21 protein-coding genes, 1 tRNA gene and 1 pseudogene are annotated in these 20,715 nt (G+C 41.0%); 12 read left to right on the forward strand and 11 right to left on the reverse strand.

Annotated elements, in window-relative coordinates; all coding sequences use genetic code 11:
* The first annotated feature begins 9 nt into the window (after nucleotides 1-9).
* Nucleotides 10-1,380 (forward strand): FAD-containing oxidoreductase, encoded by a 1,371-nt coding sequence (locus AB8M93_RS16210; protein WP_373059598.1) that lies wholly within the window; start codon nucleotides 10-12, stop codon nucleotides 1,378-1,380.
* Here AB8M93_RS16210 and AB8M93_RS16215 read toward each other — a convergent pair.
* From AB8M93_RS16215 to AB8M93_RS16240, 6 genes and pseudogenes are all read right to left on the reverse strand, one after another.
* Nucleotides 1,375-2,043, reverse strand: coding sequence for a haloacid dehalogenase type II (locus AB8M93_RS16215; RefSeq protein ID WP_373059600.1), 669 nt, complete (start codon nucleotides 2,041-2,043; stop codon nucleotides 1,375-1,377). The two genes, AB8M93_RS16210 and AB8M93_RS16215, sit on opposite strands and share 6 nt — an antisense overlap.
* A complete protein-coding gene (locus AB8M93_RS16220; RefSeq protein ID WP_373059602.1) occupies nucleotides 2,036-2,743 on the reverse strand; it encodes a TIGR04283 family arsenosugar biosynthesis glycosyltransferase in 708 nt (235 codons plus the stop codon). Before AB8M93_RS16220 ends, AB8M93_RS16215 begins: the two co-directional genes overlap by 8 nt.
* A gap of 34 nt (nucleotides 2,744-2,777) precedes the next feature.
* Nucleotides 2,778-3,050: a hypothetical protein gene (locus AB8M93_RS16225; protein WP_373059604.1), complete on the reverse strand. Its 273-nt coding sequence runs from the start codon at nucleotides 3,048-3,050 to the stop codon at nucleotides 2,778-2,780.
* A pseudogene (locus tag AB8M93_RS16230) lies at nucleotides 3,040-4,209 on the reverse strand (dihydrolipoyl dehydrogenase family protein); the annotation flags it as partial. The gene AB8M93_RS16225 and the pseudogene AB8M93_RS16230, both read right to left, overlap by 11 nt.
* Before the next feature lie 91 nt (nucleotides 4,210-4,300).
* Complete coding sequence (locus AB8M93_RS16235; protein ID WP_373059606.1) at nucleotides 4,301-4,846, reverse strand: lipid-binding SYLF domain-containing protein; 546 nt, start codon at nucleotides 4,844-4,846, stop codon at nucleotides 4,301-4,303.
* A 97-nt stretch (nucleotides 4,847-4,943) separates the two neighbouring features.
* Nucleotides 4,944-5,534, reverse strand: a complete 591-nt coding sequence (locus AB8M93_RS16240) for a lipid-binding SYLF domain-containing protein (RefSeq protein ID WP_373059608.1) — start codon at nucleotides 5,532-5,534, stop codon at nucleotides 4,944-4,946.
* Nucleotides 5,535-5,822: 288 nt separating this feature from the next.
* Between AB8M93_RS16240 and AB8M93_RS16245 the strand changes: the two genes are divergently transcribed.
* Nucleotides 5,823-7,379 (forward strand): hypothetical protein, encoded by a 1,557-nt coding sequence (locus tag AB8M93_RS16245; RefSeq protein WP_373059610.1) that lies wholly within the window; start codon nucleotides 5,823-5,825, stop codon nucleotides 7,377-7,379.
* Nucleotides 7,380-7,495: 116 nt separating this feature from the next.
* Here AB8M93_RS16245 and AB8M93_RS16250 read toward each other — a convergent pair.
* Nucleotides 7,496-7,567: transfer RNA gene (locus tag AB8M93_RS16250), tRNA-Arg, on the reverse strand.
* Nucleotides 7,568-7,677: 110 nt separating this feature from the next.
* Here AB8M93_RS16250 and AB8M93_RS16255 point away from each other — a divergent pair.
* The 6 genes from AB8M93_RS16255 to AB8M93_RS16280 all read left to right on the forward strand — a co-directional run bounded on the left by AB8M93_RS16255 (nucleotide 7,678) and on the right by AB8M93_RS16280 (nucleotide 14,038).
* Nucleotides 7,678-7,983: a hypothetical protein gene (locus AB8M93_RS16255; RefSeq protein ID WP_373059612.1), complete on the forward strand. Its 306-nt coding sequence runs from the start codon at nucleotides 7,678-7,680 to the stop codon at nucleotides 7,981-7,983.
* Between the two features lie 48 nt (nucleotides 7,984-8,031).
* Complete coding sequence (locus tag AB8M93_RS16260; RefSeq protein WP_373059614.1) at nucleotides 8,032-8,727, forward strand: DUF2490 domain-containing protein; 696 nt, start codon at nucleotides 8,032-8,034, stop codon at nucleotides 8,725-8,727.
* Nucleotides 8,728-8,773: 46 nt separating this feature from the next.
* Entirely contained in the window at nucleotides 8,774-9,760 is a 987-nt protein-coding gene (locus AB8M93_RS16265) for a DUF1028 domain-containing protein (protein ID WP_373059616.1), read from the forward strand.
* Nucleotides 9,761-9,772: 12 nt separating this feature from the next.
* Nucleotides 9,773-10,126 carry a hypothetical protein gene (locus AB8M93_RS16270; RefSeq protein ID WP_373059618.1) on the forward strand — a complete coding sequence of 118 codons (354 nt, stop codon included), beginning with the start codon at nucleotides 9,773-9,775 and terminating at the stop codon, nucleotides 10,124-10,126.
* A 252-nt stretch (nucleotides 10,127-10,378) separates the two neighbouring features.
* Nucleotides 10,379-12,775: a S9 family peptidase gene (locus AB8M93_RS16275; RefSeq protein ID WP_373059620.1), complete on the forward strand. Its 2,397-nt coding sequence runs from the start codon at nucleotides 10,379-10,381 to the stop codon at nucleotides 12,773-12,775.
* 36 nt (nucleotides 12,776-12,811) lie between these two features.
* Nucleotides 12,812-14,038 (forward strand): cysteine desulfurase-like protein, encoded by a 1,227-nt coding sequence (locus AB8M93_RS16280; RefSeq protein ID WP_373059622.1) that lies wholly within the window; start codon nucleotides 12,812-12,814, stop codon nucleotides 14,036-14,038.
* Nucleotides 14,039-14,337: 299 nt separating this feature from the next.
* Here the strand turns inward: AB8M93_RS16280 and AB8M93_RS16285 are convergent, their stop codons facing one another.
* On the reverse strand, nucleotides 14,338-15,480 hold the full coding sequence (locus tag AB8M93_RS16285) for a cystathionine gamma-synthase (RefSeq protein WP_373059624.1): 1,143 nt from the start codon (nucleotides 15,478-15,480) through the stop codon (nucleotides 14,338-14,340).
* 165 nt (nucleotides 15,481-15,645) lie between these two features.
* On the opposite strand from AB8M93_RS16285, the gene AB8M93_RS16290 reads away from it, so the two are divergent.
* The 3 genes from AB8M93_RS16290 (at nucleotide 15,646) to AB8M93_RS16300 (ending at nucleotide 17,744) form a co-directional block, all read left to right on the forward strand.
* Nucleotides 15,646-16,416: a DUF3298 and DUF4163 domain-containing protein gene (locus AB8M93_RS16290; RefSeq protein WP_373059626.1), complete on the forward strand. Its 771-nt coding sequence runs from the start codon at nucleotides 15,646-15,648 to the stop codon at nucleotides 16,414-16,416.
* Nucleotides 16,417-16,501: 85 nt separating this feature from the next.
* Nucleotides 16,502-16,855: an arsenate reductase family protein gene (locus tag AB8M93_RS16295; protein ID WP_373059628.1), complete on the forward strand. Its 354-nt coding sequence runs from the start codon at nucleotides 16,502-16,504 to the stop codon at nucleotides 16,853-16,855.
* On the forward strand, nucleotides 16,848-17,744 hold the full coding sequence (locus AB8M93_RS16300; RefSeq protein ID WP_373059630.1) for a DMT family transporter: 897 nt from the start codon (nucleotides 16,848-16,850) through the stop codon (nucleotides 17,742-17,744). Before AB8M93_RS16295 ends, AB8M93_RS16300 begins: the two co-directional genes overlap by 8 nt.
* Nucleotides 17,745-17,764: 20 nt before the next feature.
* Here AB8M93_RS16300 and AB8M93_RS16305 read toward each other — a convergent pair whose 3' ends face one another.
* The 3 genes from AB8M93_RS16305 to AB8M93_RS16315 are packed head-to-tail and all read right to left on the reverse strand — an operon-like array spanning nucleotide 17,765 to nucleotide 19,494.
* Nucleotides 17,765-18,352, reverse strand: a complete 588-nt coding sequence (locus tag AB8M93_RS16305) for a hypothetical protein (protein WP_373059632.1) — start codon at nucleotides 18,350-18,352, stop codon at nucleotides 17,765-17,767.
* A 5-nt stretch (nucleotides 18,353-18,357) separates the two neighbouring features.
* Complete coding sequence (locus tag AB8M93_RS16310; protein WP_373059634.1) at nucleotides 18,358-18,999, reverse strand: hypothetical protein; 642 nt, start codon at nucleotides 18,997-18,999, stop codon at nucleotides 18,358-18,360.
* Nucleotides 19,000-19,005: 6 nt separating this feature from the next.
* Complete coding sequence (locus AB8M93_RS16315) at nucleotides 19,006-19,494, reverse strand: acyl-CoA thioesterase (RefSeq protein WP_373059636.1); 489 nt, start codon at nucleotides 19,492-19,494, stop codon at nucleotides 19,006-19,008.
* 96 nt (nucleotides 19,495-19,590) lie between these two features.
* Here AB8M93_RS16315 and AB8M93_RS16320 point away from each other — a divergent pair, with 96 nt between their 5' ends.
* Nucleotides 19,591-20,559, forward strand: coding sequence for a YheT family hydrolase (locus tag AB8M93_RS16320; protein WP_373059638.1), 969 nt, complete (start codon nucleotides 19,591-19,593; stop codon nucleotides 20,557-20,559).
* Nucleotides 20,560-20,715: the final 156 nt, after the last annotated feature.

Below are 20,715 nucleotides of genomic sequence, written 5' to 3' on the forward strand. Positions count from 1 at the left end.
ATAAAGATTATGAAATTTGACGCGATTATTATAGGGTCAGGCCAGGCCGGAACCCCGCTTGCAGCCAGTCTAGCCAAAAACGGGCAAAAAGTTGCTATTATTGAAAAAGCAAAATTCGGCGGTACCTGCGTAAATACAGGATGCACCCCAACAAAATCTTATATTGCCAGTGCCCGCAGGGCCTTTGTGAGCAAAAACAGCAGCGATCATGGGGTGGAAATTTCCGGGGACATTAAGATTAACCTGAAGCAAATCAAAAAGCGCAAAGAAGCAATTATTGAAGAATCCAGGAACGGGATTGAAAAAATGCTTGAAGATAATGAGCATATTACCGTTTACCGCGGAAAAGCAAAATTTAAAGACCCACATCACATAGAGGTTGGTAGCGAGACCCTTTCCGCAGAAAAGATCTTTTTAAATACCGGCGCGCGACCACGTATCCCTTCAGTATTTGAAAAAATACCATATTATACTAATGAAGGCATGCTGGAACTGGAAGAAATTCCCGAGCATCTTCTTATTGTGGGAGGTGGCTATATTGGGCTTGAATTTGCCCAGATGTTCCGGCGCTTTGGCAGCAAAGTGAGCATTATAGACCATGGCAGCCGCCTCATGAAGCAGGAAGACCAGGATATTTCAGAAGCCATTAGAGAAATTCTGGAAAAAGAAGGCATCAACATCTATTTTAACGCGGCAGTTAGTAAAGCAGAGGCAACAGCAAAAACGGCTGAATTAACTCTAAAAATTGAAGGTTCCGAAGAAAAAATAACCGGAACTCATGTGCTGGTAGCCACAGGAAGAATTCCTAATACAGATAACCTGGGGCTGGAAATGGCCGGCGTTAAATTGAATGAAAAGGGGTATGTAAAAGTCAATGAACAGTTGCAAACTAACGTACCGCATATCTGGGCTTTGGGGGACTGCAACGGGGAAGGTGCTTTTACCCATACCTCTTTCGATGATTTCCAGATTGTGAACGACCACCTGTTTGGAGATTCAAAATTGAAATTGTCCCATCGCTATACCTGCTATGCCGCATTTACAGATCCTCCGCTGGCACGTGTGGGAATGAATGAGCAAATAATAAAAGAAAAAGGCATTAAAGCTAAAATCGCAAGTATTCCCATGAGTAAAGTTTCCCGCGCCAAAGAAATGGGAGAAACCCAGGGAATGATGAAAATTTATATTGAAGCCAGCACCGGCAATATCCTTGGCGCCAGCTTCCTTGGAACCGGAGCAGATGAATACATTCACAGCATTATAGATGCCATGTATGCCGGCGCTCCATATACCACCATAAGGGATGCGGTGCATATACACCCCACGGTAAGTGAATTGATCCCTACCATGCTGCAGTCTCCAAAAGACCTGGAATTATAAAAGTTCTTTTGCCAATGCTGTTATAGAAGCCACCTGCAATGTAGGTTCTTCAGCTAAGGGATAAAGGCTTTTTCCCGGCCTCTTAATAAATGCTGTTTTAAGCCCGGCATTTATAGCTCCGGCAATATCCCAGCCATGAGCTGCCACCATCATCGCATTTTCTGCGGAAGAATTTATTTGTTCAAGCACGTAATGATAGGTAGCTTCATGAGGCTTATATTTTTGAACCACTTCCACGCTCAGGATCATTTCAAATAAATGATCGATTTTTGCAAATTTCAGCTGTTCCTCTGCCACCAAAGGTTTCCCATTGGTAAGTGCAACCAGCCTTATCCCTTCCTTCGTAAGGGTTTGTAGCCCTTCTTCCACCTCTGGATAAGGAGGCAATTGCGTAACCGGCTTCAGGATCTCCTTAATTTTTTCTTCGGAAAATGAAAACTGCCATTTTTCTGCCAGCATTTTAAAAGTGGCCGCGGCTATTTCAGAAAAATCGTGATATTCCCCGGTAAGGGTTTCCACCAGCGAATACTGAAGCAGCATAGGAAACCAGATATCAAAGGCGTTTTTATTTTCTAAAGCAGCATTTACCGATGCCTTTAGCGGACTCATGTCCAGAAGGGTTTCATTTACATCAAATACAAGCACTTGTGGTTTTTTATTCATGATTTTGTTGTTTTAATTTTGCGGAAGAATTCCAGTCTTTATAAAATTTTTTAAGGCTGCCGGCAGAAAAACCAATATGGTAAAGCCCTACAAGAATTACATCTATAAAAAACTGCTTTACCGGGCCCGCTTCTACAAACCTTCTTGCCGAAGTAATCACCCCAATGGGTAACTTTATAAATTTTCCCTCCTTCTTTAGCCGAAACTGAATTTCTATATCTTCCATAAAAGATAAGGGTTTATAACCTTTTATCTTCCTGAAAACTGAAGCGCGCACAAATATGGCGTGATCTCCGTAAGTAAAAAAGGAACTGTTGATTTTGCTTAATCCCGTATAAAAAGACAAAATCCAGTGGGGATGGTCAAACTTCAGGAAAAAACTACCGCCGGCCAGGGATTTATTTTGCATCACCAAAGCAATTTTAAGCAGGGAATTCTCCGGCAAAAAAGTATCGGCATGCAAAAACAGCAGGATTTCGCCTTTTGCCATAGCCGCGCCGGCATTCATCTGGTGGCTCCTTCCTTTTGCTGAAGTAGCCCTTTTCACCTGGCCAAATGCAGCCGCAATTTGCATGGTTTTGTCTTTGCTCCCGCCATCTACCACAATTATTTCAAAATCTCCCTGCAGGGCGAAACAGTGTTCCAGCACCTTTTTAAGATGAGCGGCTTCATTAAGTACAGGAATAATTATGGAGATCATCTTTTTCTAAAATATCAAATTCTTCAGTGCCTAATCATAATCTATAAAATTTGCGGGCAAGTTTCTTCATCCATGGCTTAATATCTTTGAGGATCCTGTTGCGAAGTAATATCTTGTGCATATTTGCCGCCGTGGGATAAGGATAAATTTTTTTTATAATTCCCTTTAGGGGAATTCCGGCGGAATTTGCCAAAACCAGTTCCTGGAAAATTTCTCCCGCGCCAGGGGCCATTATACTGCCTCCCAGGATTTTTGCTGAAGAGGAGTTGTATCTCTTCTTTTCCAGAAACAAATATAATCCTGCCATCCTGAAAATTAGCGGTCACCGCGCGGTCACTTTCTGAAAAATCATTTTCAAGCCGTTCGTATTTGGTGTTTTTTGCTTCCAGTTGTTGTTCCGTCCAGCCAAAAGTGGCTATTTCAGGATCTGTAAAAGTCACCCAGGAAAAATGACTAAAATCCAGCTTCTTCTTTAAAGGGGAAAGAAAATTGTTCAGCAGCAACATGTTATGCATTTCTGCCGCATGAGAAAATTTCATATTCCCGGCTGCATCACCGCTTACAAAAACGTTTTTATTGCTGGTTTGTAACTTCCTGTTCAGCTTTATTTTCCCTTCTTCCATTGTTATCCCGGCTGCTTCAGGGTCAAGATCAGCAAAATTAAGTTCTCTTCCCAGGCCCATAAAAACAGCATCTACGGGAATTTTTATTTGAGCCTCAGCTGTATTCAGGATTGCTTCAGAAGAGGAAAGGATTTCAGCAATTTCGGCCTTCAGCATAAAATTGATGTTTTCCCGCTCCAGTTTTTGCTGAAGTGCATAGCTAATCACCGGATCTTCCTTCTTCAGAATACGTTCTCCCCTGTCTACTATTGTAACCTTGCAGCCAAGCCTGGAAAATGCCTGTCCCAGTTCCAGGCTTACCGGGCCGGCCCCTAAAAACAGAAAATTTTCCGGCAGTAAAGAAATTTCGAAAATATTCTCATTGGTGTAGCAATTTACAAACTGCAGGCCTTTCACCGGTATTTTACGCGGAGCAGAACCGGTAGCAATGACCAGGTTTTTTGCGTGATATTCTTCCCCGTTCACCCGGATAGTTTTAGAAGCAGTAAACTTTGCATTCCCAAGCAGGACGTGCAAACCTTTTTTCTGAAGCTCATCCACATTTTCATGATGCTCAATAATTTCCTGCCTTTGTTTTACATATTCCATGACTTTCTCCAAATCTACGCGTCCCTTTACCTGCATTCCAAAGTTGCGCGCCTCCATTGTATCATGCACTTTATTAGCCGCATATAAAAAGCTTTTACTGGGAATACAGCCGGTATGGAGACATTCGCCCCCAATTTTTTCAGCAGACCTGTCCACCAGCAATACCTTAGCTCCAAATTCCAGCATGCCAAGGGCGATCCCAAGCCCGCCGGAACCTGACCTTATTACAATAAGATCGAACTGCTTTTCTTTCATTGTTCAGAAAATTTTCATGATATCCTGGCACAAAAAAAGCCGGCTTCTAAAAAGAAACCGGCCCTTAACTTTAATTTTTATGGATGAGCTATTACTGCGCATCGCGGTATTCAAACTTCTGGCCTCCAACTGAAACACCAGCCATGGCTCCGGCTTTTGGCATTATTGCCACTCCCACGCCATCCTGAAAATCTATGGACTTGGAACGTCCTTTTTCAAGAATTACGGCAGAAGCATTTGCAGTTAATTCATAATCTCCGCTCTTAAAATCTTCAACGGCAGAATCTGTCTGGAAGAAAATCACTTCCCTGTATGCCTTACCTCCAATCTGGAACCCAATATCCAGTTGTTTCAATTCAGTATATCCCTGCATATTTCCGTTTTCATATAGAATTCCGTTACCTGAAGCTCCTCCCAGAACATAGGCCCCTTTTCCAACATTTGGAAAGATGGCGTATCCTGCGGAAGTCTGGAATAACTCCTGAATATCAGGTTGGGCTTCTATCATAGCCTCCTTGGCATTTTGCGCATCTTTTACAAGTTTATCTGGACTGGTGGAAAGCGAACTACAACTTGTAACTCCCAGCACCATTAAGAACAACATTGAAATAGAAAGTTCTCTAGTCAACAATTTCATAATAATCTGATTTTTTGGTTTTTAACAAGTTAAAAATCCTTAAGCGCGCATGCTGTTAAGCATTTGTTATTTCACGAAAGTTTAGCTTTTCCTGAGCCTAATCTTCGGCACGGTATTCAAATTTCTGGCCTCCTACAGAAATTTCTATCATTGCGCCTGCTTTAGGCATGGTAACTATTGCCCTGCCTTCTTTAAAATCTATGCTTCTTGCCTCTCCTTTTTTAAGGATCACGGCTGATGCACTTCCGGAAAGGCTATATTCCCCGTCCTTGAAATCCTGCAGTTCCTGCTGTGTTTGAAAAAGAATGGCCTGCCGGTACGCCTGGCCTCCAAACTGCAACCCTATATCTACCTGGCGCAATTCTGCGAATCCCTGTACCTGGCCATTTTCAAAGAGCACACCATTTCCCGCGGCTCCACCAAGAATATAGGCTCCTGCCCCTACATTTGGAAAAATCACATAACCTGCGGCTTTCTCAAACAGATCGTCCAGGTTAGCACTGTTTTCAATAAAGGCAGCTTTGGAATCTTTCGCATCGTTTATCAAATCTGCTTTTTTATCTTCATCTACAATTGCTTCAGATTCATCATCATAGTCATCATCTGTTTGTGCGTTAATTATCCCTGTAGACAGGATGAGGCTTAACATCAATAAATTTCTGAATAGTTTTTTTCTGAACGTTTTCATTTTTTAGTGGTTTTAAAATTTACATCAAGTTAAAAACCTGGAGCTTTATATGCTGTTAAGCTTCTGTTATTTTGTATTTCCTTTAATTTAAAGCACTTCCCTTACTCATTAGGACGGCAGGTACATCCAATTGCGGGAGGTAATCGCTTTAAAATACCTATTAATGGGTATAGACAAGCCCTCTTAGAACCTATAACTTCCTAAAAAAGGCAGTGGGATTGCGGTTCAATTAAAAACACTCCTCCTTCAAAAAATTAAAATCAGAGATAACGCACTAAATACTAACCTATGAATTCATGTAAAACTTTAATTTTAGTACTACTGAGTCTTGCTGTTATCAGCTGCTCAAAAAATGAAAGCATTTCTAATGATGATGGCCTGGGAACGGAGATACAAAATAAAACCGGGATTTTTCGTGACAGCGATGTGGAAGGGCTATATTATGAAACAGAAACCAAAAGCGGTTACACCACGGCATCCGGAGAATATGATTATCTTGAAGGGGAAACCGTCAGCTTCTATGCAGGCGATATTAAGTTGGGGTCTGCCCAGGCAGGTCCGGTAATGACCCCCATGAATATTGCCTCTACCCCGAATGCTTCCATTGAAAGTGAAGAGGTGAAAAATATTGCCGCATTCCTGCAAACTCTGGATTTTGACGGAGATCCCTCCAACGGGATAAAACTGGAACCTCAGGTGCTGGAGGCATTACGTATTTCAGAAATAGATTTTACTCAACCGGTTACAGAAATAATAGGTGAAATAGTCATCATGGTTAAGCAAAACGCCGGGATAGACCTGGAAGCTGTTTATCCTGAAGAAGCCGTTGCCCATCTTGCCAATACCCTGGGCGAAGAATATGTATCTGAGGATATGGTTTATACCCAATTTCTCCCCGTACTGGAAAGCTGGGTACATCATAATTATCCTCCCAACAGTGTTAGCTGGATACATAGTACAGATGAAAATGGTAAGATTATTAGCTCCAGCCTTTTTGAAAATATTCCCTCTCGGAAACTTGCCCAATATAATTACACAACCTATTCTGAGGAGTACCCGGGTGTACCCACAGAAGCAGAATATACATTTTATAACAATTTCAATTATTCTTTATCCAATGCAGTAGCGACCTCCCAAAGAAAATTTTTGCTGAAAGATACAGGTTTGGCAGGAATGCAGGAGATATTGGAAAACACTTCCCGGGAAATCGAATTTATCAGCATAGAGGATGAAGGGCAAATATCTGAAGCCGGATTTTATACTATTAATCCTGATGGTTCTAATAAGGAATTTCTAAGAAGAGAGATCTATACTTTTGATGAAAACGGGAATAATGCCAGCAAATCACTGTATATCTCTCATGCCGGAACTGGCGGGCTAACCACCAGGTATACTTTTACTTATAAACAATTTGGTGATCTGGATAAGATTTATCAAGAGGGGCCGGGCAACCTGTCTCAAACTACAAGCTACTATTACAGGGATAACCATAGCCTGGAAAATAGAATGGTGGAAGCTGTTAATCAGGGAGTTGTAAGCAGGCTAACCGAGTATATATATGATGAAAATGAAAAAATTTCCGAATATTATATTACCGAAGGGGAATGGAGGAGCGAATACCTGGAATTTTTTGAAAACGGAGACTTTAAAACCGTAAACACTTATTACCAGGATTGGTTACAGGAAGAAATTACAGTTAACGAAAACCGCTCTTCTGTATGGTTAATCAGGGATATAGACATGAGCGGAAGTTACAGGGTAGAATACAAAGACGCTGATGGAAATATTACAAAAACTGAATATTACGATGATAATGGCCAGTGGTTGGAAACCCTAATTGCCTAAAAACCAACATCAGGTAAAAGCCCTTACTTCAGCTGACACCAATAAAGTCAAAAAACACTAAAACCTTGAAAATCATACGATTAACAAGGTTTTAGTTTTGCTTAAAATGCTCCAAGTAGCCTCACCAGGAATCGAACCTGGATCTAAAGTTTAGGAAACTTCTATTCTATCCATTGAACTATGAGGCCAAACCGGGCACAAAAATAATAATGTTTTCAGAAATACATCAAATTATGGCGTAAATCTTACCAAAATCAATTTCAGCTTATTTAATTTTAGGGTAAAACATGAGAAAACAATGAGATATCTTTTTATCCTTTTTGCTGCACTGCTCTTTATTATCATTCCGGGTTGTAAAAATATGCCGAAGGAAAATAAAATTAAAACAACGGGAACACTGGAAGCCCGGGGAATCACATCCTACCAGTATGGCACCCATATCCTGGAAACGGAAGAAGATTTTTTTGCCTTAAGAAGTGATACTATAGACCTTACAAAATATGAAGGTGAAAAAATAAGAATTTCTGCCACAAAAATAGAAGGTTATCCCATAGAGGGCGGCCCGGCATTTTTAAATGTCCTTAAAGTGGAAAAAGCAGAATAATTACCCTTTCTCCGCTATCCCTCTTATCTTAGCGCTCAAAAAACTAAAATGAAGCGAAAACATCTCATTCTTTTACCTGTACTTTTACTTTTTTTGAATACTGTTTCAGCTCAGGTAAATGAAGATCAGACCGGCGCATGGTACATGTATTTCTGGAATACCGGGATTAAAGAAAGCAACTTCGGGATACAGGGAGATGTACAATACAGGAACTGGAACCTTGGAGGCGACCTGCAGTTGTTGATTTTGAGGGGTGGTTTTAGTTATGCCATCCCCACCACTAAAATAAAACTAAGCGCCGCTTACGGCTATTTTACTTTTGGCGCCTTTGGCGAAAGTAATGCTACCGTACATGAAAACCGTATACAGGAAGATGTTTCCTTTAAGCATCAAATTGCGAAGCGGTTGTATTTTCAGCACCGGCTGAGATATGAGCAGCGCTGGATTGAAGATCAGGATTTCAGAACCCGGTGGAGATATATCCTGGGCCTTAAAATTCCTTTGAACCAGAAGAATTTACAGAAGAATTCCCTTTACCTGGTACTTTCAGATGAAATTTTCTTCAACGGCGAAAAGAATACTGGCAACGGTTTAAGCGTGGATACTTACGACAGGAACTGGCTTGCCGGCGGCCTGGGGTATTCCCTGCTGGATAACCTACAGGTAGAATTGGGATATATGCAGGAATCTGCTAATAATGCAGATAAAGGCCAGATTCAGTTAAGTTTGCATCATTCCTTCTAATTCTTATTTAAGGAATGTATATATTTAAAGCTTTAATAACTTTACTATGAATAAACCTTTACTTTCCATTTTATTGATAAGTATGAGTGCCATTTGTTTCTCCCAAAATCCAGGTATTAAAAAAGATGCCTTTGCCCATACCTTTTCTATTGTTGCACGGGACACCGTTACCGGGGAGATGGCTGTTGGGGTGCAAAGCCACTGGTTTTCTGTAGGCGCCTTAGTTCCCTGGGGGAAATCTGGCGTTGGGGTGGTGGCAACACAATCCTTTGTTAATCCGGCTTATGGCCCAAAAGGCCTGGCCTTAATGGAAGAGGGAAAATCTGCCGATGAAGCCCTGGAAACTCTTGTGAATAATGACGACGGAAGAGCATTCCGGCAGGTAGCCTTTTTAGATATGAACGGCAATACAGCAGCATTTACCGGTGAGAATTGTGTGGAAGCCGCGAGTGACATCAGCGGAAAAAACTTTTCTGTACAGGCCAATATGATGCTGAATGCGAAAGTAGTTCCTGCCATGGCTGAAGCTTTTCATCTAAATGCAAAATTGCCTTTGGCTGAAAGAGTGGTGGAAGCATTACGGGCAGCTCAAAAAGCCGGTGGGGACATCCGCGGCAGGCAGTCGGCGGCATTAATTGTGGTAGGACCGGAAAAAGCTGCCAATGTTTGGGAAGATAAAAAAGTAGACCTACGGGTAGACGATCATGAAAATCCTGTGGAAGAACTGGCCAGGCTTCTTAAAACTGCCCGTGCTTATGAATATATGAACCGGGGAGATCTTGCCGTGGAAGAAGGGAATATAGATAAAGCGCTGAAGGAGTATGGTACAGCTGAAAAAATGTTTCCCGAAAACCTGGAAATGAAATTCTGGAAAGCAGTAGCCCTTGCCAATAGTGACCGGCTGGAAGAAGCTGAACCCATCTTCAAAGAAATCTTTGCTAAAGATGAAAACTGGAGAACCATGCTTACCCGTTTACCTGCTTCCGGACTTTTAAATCTTTCAGAAGAAGAAATAGACGAAATCATAAATTAATAAAAGTTCAGTATGAAAAACTTTCTTATAAAAGGCACTATGATATTTTTAACTGTTTTCAGCTTTGTTTCCTGCAAAGAAGCCGAAGTTGAAAAGCCGGAAACTCCCGAAGCCCCTACCGTAGAATCCAGTTATCTTAATAAAGAAAAAAATACAGGTGCCGAGGTTACTTACAATCCCCCGCATGGCAAACCGAATCACCGCTGTGATCTGCCGGTGGGTGCCCCTTTGGGAAAAACAGCTGCGGTTTCTCCTTCCTCAAATCAATCGCCGGTAAGGTTAAAGTCGGCTACTCCAAAAATAAATCCTCCACATGGGGAACCGGGACATGATTGCTCCATTCCGGTTGGCGCAGAATTAAATTAAAATAGGTAAAAGGTGAATTTCTTCATTTGATACCTGAGGTAAAATTTGACTACTCATTAAAAGCACTTCAAGGCTCTGTCCCTGAGGTGCTTTATATTTCACTCCAGTCTCAGTATATCTATTTTCAAAATTTAATGCTCAAACTTCAGCTATAAGCAAAAGATTCTGGATTTTCTTAGCAAGTAGAAAATGTAGATTCAAAAAATCATGGCATTTTAAGTATATTGCCGTTTATACTTCAACAAAAAATTCATGAAAAAGGTTTTTATTCCGTTTTATTCAAGAAAAAGTCCACTCTTCTTTTTGCTCTTTATTTATATCTGCTCCTCAGCCTTTGCCCAACAAAGTGAGCTTTCGGTAGAAAAAATAATGCAGGACCCCATCTGGATGGGAACATTCCCGTCTAACATCCGCTGGGGCGCGAATAGTGAAAATCTTTATTTTGACTATAATCCGGAGAAAAATGCTTCAGATTCCCTTTATAAAATAAACCTCGACAACAAAAACGAAATCCAAGAGGTTAGCCTTCAAGAAAAAAGAAATATGGTGTCGCAAAGAGGCGACTTCAATAAAAAAAGGACCAGGAAAATTTATACGAAAGATGGGGATCTTATGCTTTATGACATGAAAAGTGAAGAAAGCACGGAGTTACTGGATCTCGATGCTGAAATTGAGGAGCCCATGTTTCTCCAGGATGAAGACAGGCTTTCTTTTGTATATAATGACAATGCTTTTATCATGGATCTGGAAAACGGACAGATTCATCAGTTCACCCACCTCAAAAAAGGTAAGAAAAAGGAAGAAAAAGAGCCGGAACTTTCAGAACAGGATGCCTGGCTTAAAAAGGAAAATCTCGATTTGCTGCAGGTGGTAAAAGAGCGAAAAGAGAAGGAAGAACAATCTGAAAATTATCAAAAATCTGTTGCTGAAGATGAACCTTTCAGCTTCTACCTTGAAGAAAATTCGCTGCGCCGGCTACAGGTTTCGTCTAATGGAAAATTTGCATCCTTTCAGCTAATAGATCGTGCCGAAAATAAGAATACTGAAGTGCCAAATTATGTTGATGAAAGTGGGTATACCGAAAATCTTCGTGCCCGCAGTAAGGTAGGCGAAGAAAGCGATAAGGTAAAACTGGCCATCTATAATGCTGAAAAAGATAGCGTTTTTATAGTGGACACCTCAACATTACCGGGAATTACAGATTTGCCCGATTATACAGAAGATTATCCAGACAGGGAATGGGAGAAAAAGGATAGACAGGTAATCTCTTCCGGCACTTATTTTTCTCCCAACGGGGAAAAAGCGGTCGTAAACTTAAGATCTGCCGACAATAAAGACCGCTGGATAGCCGAATTAGACCTTGAAACCGGAGCTTTAAAGGTCCTGGACCGCCAACGTGATGAAGCGTGGATTGCCGGCCCCGGCGTGGGATATACCTTTTGGGGCGGCGCAAACATGGGATGGCTGCCAGATAATAAGCATATTTATTTTCAGTCCGAAGAAACCGGATATTCCCATCTTTATCTTTTGAATGTTGAAAATGGGAAGAAAACCGACCTCACTAAAGGAGAATATGAGGTTTTTGACCCTTTTCTTTCCAATGATAAAAAATCATGGTACCTGACCACTTCTGAAGTGGATGCGGGCGAGCGCCATTTTTATAAAATGCCGGTAATGGGTGGCAAAATGGAACAACTCACGCAAATGCCAGGAAAAAATGAAGTGTATTTGTCTCCTGATGAAAAATACATGGCAATTTTGTACTCTACCAGCAACAAGCCCGAAGAACTATATCTTAAAAAAATCAATTCCAATTCCGCTCCCCAACAACTGAATTCCGGCCAGAGTGAAGCTTTTTCTTCTTACAACTGGCGGGAACCTGAATTTATAAAATTTGAAGCTGAAGACGGGGCAATGGTGCCGGCAAGATTATATCTTCCGCAAGAAAATGCAAAAAATAATGCCGCGGTGGTTTTTGTACATGGCGCGGGATATCTTCAAAATGCCCATAAATGGTGGTCCAGCTACTTTAGGGAATATATGTTCAACAACCTGCTTACCGATCTTGGTTACACGGTAATCGATATTGACTATCGCGGAAGTGCCGGTTACGGGCGCGACTGGCGAACAGGAATTTACCGGCACATGGGAGGCAAAGACCTTAGCGACCAGGTAGACGGCGTAAAATATCTTATTGAAAATTATGACATTGACCCTCAAAAAGTTGGCATTTATGGCGGAAGTTATGGCGGCTTTATCACGCTAATGGCCATGTTTACAGAACCGGAAACCTTTAAGGCCGGTGCCGCATTACGCTCGGTGACAGATTGGGCCCATTATAACGATGGCTATACTTCCAACATTTTAAACGATCCCTCCCAGGATCCCATCGCCTATAAAAGATCTTCTCCCATTTATTTTGCTGAAGGGCTGCAGGGAGATTTGCTTATTGCCCATGGAATGGTTGACACCAATGTGCATTTCCAGGACGTGGTAAGGCTGGCACAACGCCTTATTGAATTGGGCAAAGATGATTGGGAACTTGCCGTTTATCCTGTAGAAAACCACGGTTTTGTTGAACCCAGCAGCTGGACCGATGAATATAGCCGAATACTGGAACTTTTTAACGAAAGTTTACTTCACAAATAAAAAGCACCTATCTAAACCTAACCTATAACTTAAACTATGGATATTGAATATGTACGCAGGCAGTTCCCTGCCCTAAATCGGGATTTCATTTTTATGGACAATGCCGGCGGTTCCCAGGTACTGGGGAAAGTAATTGAAAGAATTTCGGGTTATCTTACTCATCATAATGTACAATTGGGGGCATCTTACCAGGTCTCCAGGGAAGCAGGGGAGAAACTTGCTTATGCCACCAAACAGGTTTCAAAATTCATTAATGCCTCCCAACCCGAAGAAGTGGTTATAGGGCCTTCATCTTCCATGCTTTTTAGGATCCTAAGTTTATGCATTAGCAAGGAATGGCAGAAAGGAGATGAAGTTATTGTGACCAATACAGATCATGAAGCAAATGTTTCCTGCTGGACAGAACTTAAGGAAAAAGGGATCAACATAAGAATATGGAATGTAAATCCCGAAACTTTAGAACTTGACCTCCGGGATTTAAAGAATTTATTAAACAAGAATACCCGGCTGGTTGCGGTTACCCACTGCTCCAATCTTCTTGGGACCATAAACCCGGTAAAGGAAATCGCTCAAATTGTTCATAAAGCCGGGGCGCTTATTTGTGTAGATGGCGTTGCCTACGCTCCCCATCGCAAAATAGATGTACAGGAACTGGATGTTGATTTTTACACCTTTAGCTGGTATAAAACCTATGGGCCACATTTGGCCGTAATGTATGGCAAATACAACCTCCTGCTTAAAATGGACGGGATAAACCATTACTTCTTTAAAAAGAAAGATGTGCCCTATAAATTCCAGCCCGGAAACTTCAATTTTGAGCTTACTTATAGTTTGCTGGGCCTTACGGAATATTTCCAGGAAATGTACAAACATCATTTCCCGGGAATATCGGCAGGTTCTTTTCAGAAAAAAGTGGAAAAAGTATATGAACTCATGGCTGCTCATGAAGAAGAACTTAGCGGCATCCTGCTTCAGTATTTAAATTCAAATCCTAAAATTCGCATTATAGGTTCGCCTTTTTTGAACAAAGAAAAACGTGTTCCCACCATTTCATTTGTCCATTCTGAATTAAAAAGTGATGAGATTGTGCAGCAAATAGACGAATACCGCATTGGAATAAGGTTTGGTGATTTCTACGCTAAAAAACTAATACAAGCCCTGAACCTTGAAGAAAAAAACGGGGTGGTAAGAGTAAGCCTGGTGCATTACAATACAAAAGCTGAAGTAGACCGCCTGGTATGGGCGCTTTCGAAAATACTTTGATGAAGTGGAAAGTTTGAAGGTAAAAAGTTAAAAAGGAAAAGAGTGAAGAGTGAAAAGTTCTTGGTTCGGAGTTTGAGTTTTGAATTTTGAATTTTGAATTTTGAATTTTGAGATTGAAGTACAGGTTTCCATTGAAATGACCTGAAAAAGAAAGCTTTTACCTGAATTTTCCTGCCCCCATCTTTTTTGCAAGGTTGATTGGCCGGAAGACGGAAGTGGTAATCTGATGTTGATTAAAAAGCAAAAAGGCCCAAAGCAATAAACTTTAGACCTTAAACTTTAAACTTCAGATTATTGTTTTACCCCAACGCCTGCTTTAAATCTTCAATCAGGTCTTCTTCGTCTTCAACTCCTACACTTAACCTTATTAAAGAATCCACAACCCCGGTTTTAGCACGTTCTTCCATAGGAATGGAAGCGTGGGTCATACTCGCAGGGTGTCCGGCAAGGGATTCCACCCCACCCAGGGATTCCGCCAAAGTGAAAACCTTCAGGTTTTCAACTACTCTTACCGCGCTTTTAAGGGTATTTTCGGCAGTGGTAAAAGAGATCATTCCGCCAAAACCTTTCATCTGTTTTTTCGCAATCTCGTGATTAGGATGATCTTCAAAACCAGGCCAGTACACTTTATCTACTTTTTGATGATCCTTAAGGAACCTGGCTACGGCTTCCCCATTCTCACAATGCCTTTGCATTCTAAGGTGCAGGGTTTTAATTCCCCGAAGCACAAGAAAGCTGTCCTGTGGGCCACAAACCGCACCGCTGGCATTTTGGATGAAATAAAGCTTTTCGGCCAGTTTTTCATTTTTCACCACCAGGCTTCCCATAACCACATCGCTATGGCCACCAAGGTATTTAGTGGCACTGTGCATCACAATATCGGCCCCCAGATCTAAGGGTTGTTGCAGGTAAGGAGTCGCGAAGGTATTATCTACGGCCAGCAGCACCTGTTTCTTTTTGGCAATTTTCGCCACCGCTTCAATATCTATAATATTCATCATTGGGTTAGTTGGCGTTTCCACCCAAATCATCTTCGTATTTTCGTTTATATATTGCTCAATACCTTCCGCTTCCTGCATGCCAATAAAATGGAATTTAATGCCCCATTTTTCAAAAATAGAAGTGAACAACCTGTAGGAACCACCATAGAGATCATTAGTAGAAATAATTTCATCTCCGGGTTTAAACAATTTCATTACCGCGTCTATGGCAGCAAGTCCAGAGCCAAAAGCAAGGCCAAATTTACCATTTTCAATACTTGCAAGTGCGCTTTCCAAAGCTGCCCTGGTAGGATTACCACTTCGGCTGTATTCATAACCTTTATGCCCTCCTGGTGTGCTTTGCGAATAAGTACTGGTTTGGTAAATGGGAGGCATTACTGAACCGTAAGCAGGATCTGTATTTTCCTGGCCGCCATGAATTGTTTTGGTATTGAATTTCATCTAATAGATTTTTTTACAGTTAATTCCTTGCTGGAAATTTGAAATTTCCAGGCAATTTTTATAGATCTTGCAGATCGTTTTTTGCTGGCGCAAATGTACTATAGATGTTGGGCAATCACAAAATTGCATGTACCTTTAGCAAGAACTTTAACACGCCTTTTTGTTGTGAAAAAATATCTGCTAATCCTTCTTCTGGCTTTAATTTTCGCTGGCTGTGAGCAGGAAGAAAAACCTTTACATTTCACGAATTATTCCATAGAAAAATCCAGCGACAATTGCAATCCCGAGGAAGGAGATTGTGCCTTTATTAGTATAAGCTATCCCGTTGCTGAAAATGAAAATAAAGTAGCTTCTAAAATAAACGAAGAAATAAGAAGCCATATTATAGAGATTGTAGATTATCAGGAAGAGGAGAAACTGGTTTCTGTTGAAGAACTTGCCATAAATTTTATCGAAAATTATAAGACCAATGCCAGGGATTTTTCAGCTTACGAACTTCCCTGGGAAGCTACCATTTTTGCTGAATTTACCAGAAGAGACGCGGCATTGATTTCCATAAGATTTAATTCCAGGATGTTTACAGGAGGAGCCCATGGCTACAGCAGTATTTCTTATTTAAACTTTAATCCTGAAACCGGGGATCTTTATTCCTATAATGAATTATTTACTCCCGAATTTAAAAGATTTTTTGAGGAAAAATTCCGCAAAGACCAGGGTATAGGAGAAGAGGATTCTATTAATAGTACTGGTTTGTTTTTTGAAGACGATACATTTGTACTTCCCGAGAATATCGGTTTTACTGAAGAAGGGCTGGTGCTTCATTATAACGCTTACGAAATCGCTTCTTATGCCGAAGGAGAATTCTCTTATCGCCTGCCTTACAGCGACGTTGGCCGATTTCTAAAAATTGTACCGGAGGAAGCTCCCCTGCAATAAAAAATTTTGCCGGAAAACACCTTTTGACCAGGCTTAAAAAATTTTTAATTTGTAAACTCTAATATCTTCAACCTGTTTTAGTACCATGAAAAAGATTTACCAACTCTCTACCTGCGATACCTGTAAAAGAATTTTATGCGAGCTGAATCCTCCTGCTTCCTTTATCCTTCAGGACATTAAGGAAGAAAAAATAACTGAAGATCAGTTGGAAGAAATGAAGGAGCTTGCAGGCAGTTATGAAGCGCTTTTTAGCAAGCGCGCGCGCCTGTACAAGGAGAAAAACCTTAAAAATGAAAATCTTGATGAAGCCCGGTATAAAAATCTTATCCTGGAGCATTATACTTTTCTCAAACGGCCGGTAATTGTTAATAATAATGAAATTTTTATAGGCAATTCCAAAAAAACGGTGGAAGCCGCCAAAGCCTCTGTACATGGATAGCAGGATCCTGGCAATTATTGCCGCCTTCCTGGCCAGCGCGATCTATGGTTTAAACCACACCGTAGCCAAAGGAGTAATGCCTGTATATATAGAACCCTTTGGGTTTATTTTTCTCAGGGTGTTTGGTGCTGCTATTCTTTTCTGGGCAATCAGCATTTTTGGGCCAAGGGAAAAGATAGCCACTTCAGACTGGCCACGTATTTTTGGTTGTGCCATTTTTGGAATGGTAATTAACATGCTCTTCTTCTTTAAAGGATTAAGCTTGTCTACCCCAATTAATAGTTCTGTAATTGTAACCCTATCGCCCGTAATGGTACTTATTTTGGCTTCCATATTAATCAGGGAACGTATTACGCTTTTAAAAAGCGCGGGGATAGTAGTAGGCCTTGGTGGCGCCCTGGTGCTGGTACTTTTTAGCAATGCAACCAAAGAGAATGCGCCTAATATCCCACTGGGGAATATTCTTTTTATCGTTAATGCTTTCTCTTACGGGCTATACCTTATCCTGGTGAGGCCGCTTACTTCAAAATATCATCCTTTCACCATTATGAAATGGCTTTTTTTGATTGCTGTTATTATAAATTTCCCCATTACCATTGGCGAATTTACAGCGGTAGAATGGGGGAGCCTTCCTTTTGAAGCGGTATGGAAAATGGCTTTTGTGGTGCTGGGAACTACCTTTTCCACATACCTGCTAAACATTTATGCTTTAAAGCAACTTTCGGCTTCCACAATAAGCGCTTTTATCTACCTGCAGCCTTTAATCGCCATTATTTATGCAGTAGCCACAGGCGCTGACAGGCTTACACCGGTAAAAGTAATTGCCGCCCTGCTTGTTTTTGCAGGGGTTTATATGGTGACTATAAAGAAGACCAAAACCACAGCCTGACCCGAATAGTAAATGAGGAACTAGATTCCCGGCATATCCAGAAATTCCGGATAACTACAGGATCTTAAATTTTTTAGTGAGGTCTCAGGAAACGGTAACTTTTGTAAGGCGAGTTTCAGGTTTTGCCTTTCATTGTTGCCCGAAGCCTCCACTCCCAAAGTAAATATACGGTGAGGTATGGAGGGTATTTTAAATTCGGTAAATTCTATTTCACATTTTTCCTTTACATCTTCTGCTGAAGTAAAGCTGATCTTCCCCGCCTCTACCGACACTATTTTCTTATATCTTTTCTTTTTAACCTCTACCCACTCCTGAAGCATTCCAGTATTCACAAGCTTAAGAATATTTTGCGGCTCCTGGTAGCTCCATTTTGCCCAATGCTGAATGGTTCCCAAAGCCAACTCTTCATCTTCGGCTGTTTTCACTTTAAGTTCATGATTCCCTTCCCTTATTTTAATTCCTGCGGAAGTTGTTCCAGATTTTAAGTAAAAATCACTTCGTTCTCCCTCAAAAATTCCTTCATCAGGCTTATTCAGCATAAAAAAAACTTCTTGGAGCAATTCTTTTTCCGCAGAAAACCATCTTATTTCTGAAGTTATCAAAGGCATGGAAATTAATTTGCTGCCGCTACTATTTCCGGCAATTTTGCTTCTAAAGGAGTATTCTTTATCCCTTCTTTATTTTTAAAATATTCTACCATTTCAGCGTCGCTCAACTCATACACTTCCCGTAAACCCGAAATAATTGTTGCCAGGTAAGCCTTGTTGGGAGCATTAATTTCTTCGGCTAAAAAATGTTCACTGGTAAAAGTGAAAATTGGTTTGTTATCGCGGTGCCCAAGGCAAATTAATTTACCATACCTCCCTCCCGGGGAACATATATAGGATCCTTTTTCTTCAAGCTCGGTAAAATCTATTACCAGGTCGCCTTCCAGTTTTAACTCCTGCTTCACCAGATCTATAAACTGCCCGGAAGTGATTAAATATTGCCTTCCCAGCGTCTTAGATTCACTGTCCTCTTCAGGTTTTAAAAAGCCAATGCCGCCACCGTTCCAGGTGATGGCTTCCTTGGCAAAATACATTTCCCTGTTGATGGTGACCGGATGGTTTTCCCTGGGAGCCGCCCTGTTGCTGCACCCTGCAAAATTCCTAATGGCACCGGCAGGAGTCCCTCCTTCTATATAACATAAAAATCTTTTCTCCTGTATATTGGAACCGTAACAGGCATACCACACGTCATGTTCTTGCTGCATCATGTTCTTTTATAATTGCGAAGGATCAATATCGGCTGGTTTTTTGCCAAATTTCCGGGTATCTTCTTTAGTGAGCACTTTAAAATCTTTGGTATGCTGAAGTCCGTTTAGGTTTTCAAAAAGTTCTTCGGGGAGTGCGGTTAACTTTCGCTCCTTTAAATCTATCCAGGCCCCCATCATTTCACAACTTGCAAAATTTCTTCCTTTATGATCATAAAAATCATGGATAAACTCAAAATACATTCCGTCCTCAGACAATCCTTTAAGCTGAAGACTCACTTTTACGGGCATGCCCGCAAATACTTCTTTAAAGTAATAAATATGCTCATAAAAAACCACCGGCCCAATATTGAATTTGGCAAGTTCTTTTTGCCCAAACCCATTCTCCATTAGAAAACCCATCCGGGTGTGGCTCATAAAATTAACATAAGCCGTATTGGCAAGATGCCTGTTCGCATCAATATCGCTCCAGCGAATTTCAAATTCTTTGGTGTACATTAGTTCAATTTTTTATAAAGCTAAGAAACTTTATTATGCATGCATAATTATTTTACTTTTGTATGAGGCTATTTTCACATTAATCGCTTTTTTAACATGCCGATACTTGACAGCTCATATCATTCGCCATTAATTTTTCGCAGCGCTCATCTTTCTACTATTTATGCCGCGCTTTTACGAAAAGTAGATTTCAGAATTTCAAAAAGGGAGAGACTGGAGCTTAGTGACGGGGATTTTCTCGATTTGGACTGGTGTTATCCTCTCAATAAAAATACTGAAAAACTGCTTATTGTTACTCATGGGCTGGCTGGAAATGCACAGCGTCCTTATATGCTGGGAATGGCAAAGTCTTTTACAGAAAAGGGCTGGGATGTGGCGCTAATGAACTTTAGGAGTTGCAGCGGAGAGCTTAACAGGCTCTACCGCAGTTATAATGCGGGAGCTACCGAAGATCTGGAAGAAGTGGTTACGCATGCCCTCAAGAAAAACAAATACCGGCATATTTCACTGGCCGGTTTTAGCCTGGGTGGCAACCTGCTTCTAAAATACCTGGGCGAACGGAATACTGTCCCCACGGAAGTGAAGTCGGCAATGGCGGTTTCGGTGCCTTGTGATTTGGGCGCTTCCCTTAAAGAGCTTAATAAAAACCATAATTTTCTATATTCAAGACGATTTTTAAAGAACCTGAAGGAGCAACTTTATGAACGCCATCTGGCCTTCCCAGGGGAGATTGATAAGAATGATATCGCTTCCTGCAATTCCCTGCTTGCCGTAGATGAGCTTTACACCAGCAAAGCCCACGGCTATAAAGACGCGGCAGAATATTATAAAAAATGCAGCTGCCTGCAATTTTTGCCCCATATTAAAATCCCAACACTCCTTATTAATGCTGAAAATGATTCCTTTCTTTCGCCTAATTCCTATCCTGTAAAAACCGCCAAAAATTCTTCATTTCTTTACCTTGAAATTCCAAAATACGGAGGCCATGTGGGCTTTATTCAGAAAGGGGAAAAGTACTATCACGAAAAGCGCGCGCTGGAATTTATTATAGACCGTAGCCAATAGGCGGTAGCTGGTAGTCTTTAAACGCAGCAAGCTCAAGCTTTCGCACTTTACTCTTTCGGTCAACTTTCCTCTATTCACTTGTACTTCCCTGATTAGTGTTGACCGTTTTTATTTAATTAATCTTCATTATCAAAAATAGTTATAATTGGTCTTTCT

The sequence above is a fragment of the Autumnicola aciditolerans genome, from assembly GCF_041679265.1.
GTDB lineage: Bacteria > Bacteroidota > Bacteroidia > Flavobacteriales > Flavobacteriaceae > Autumnicola.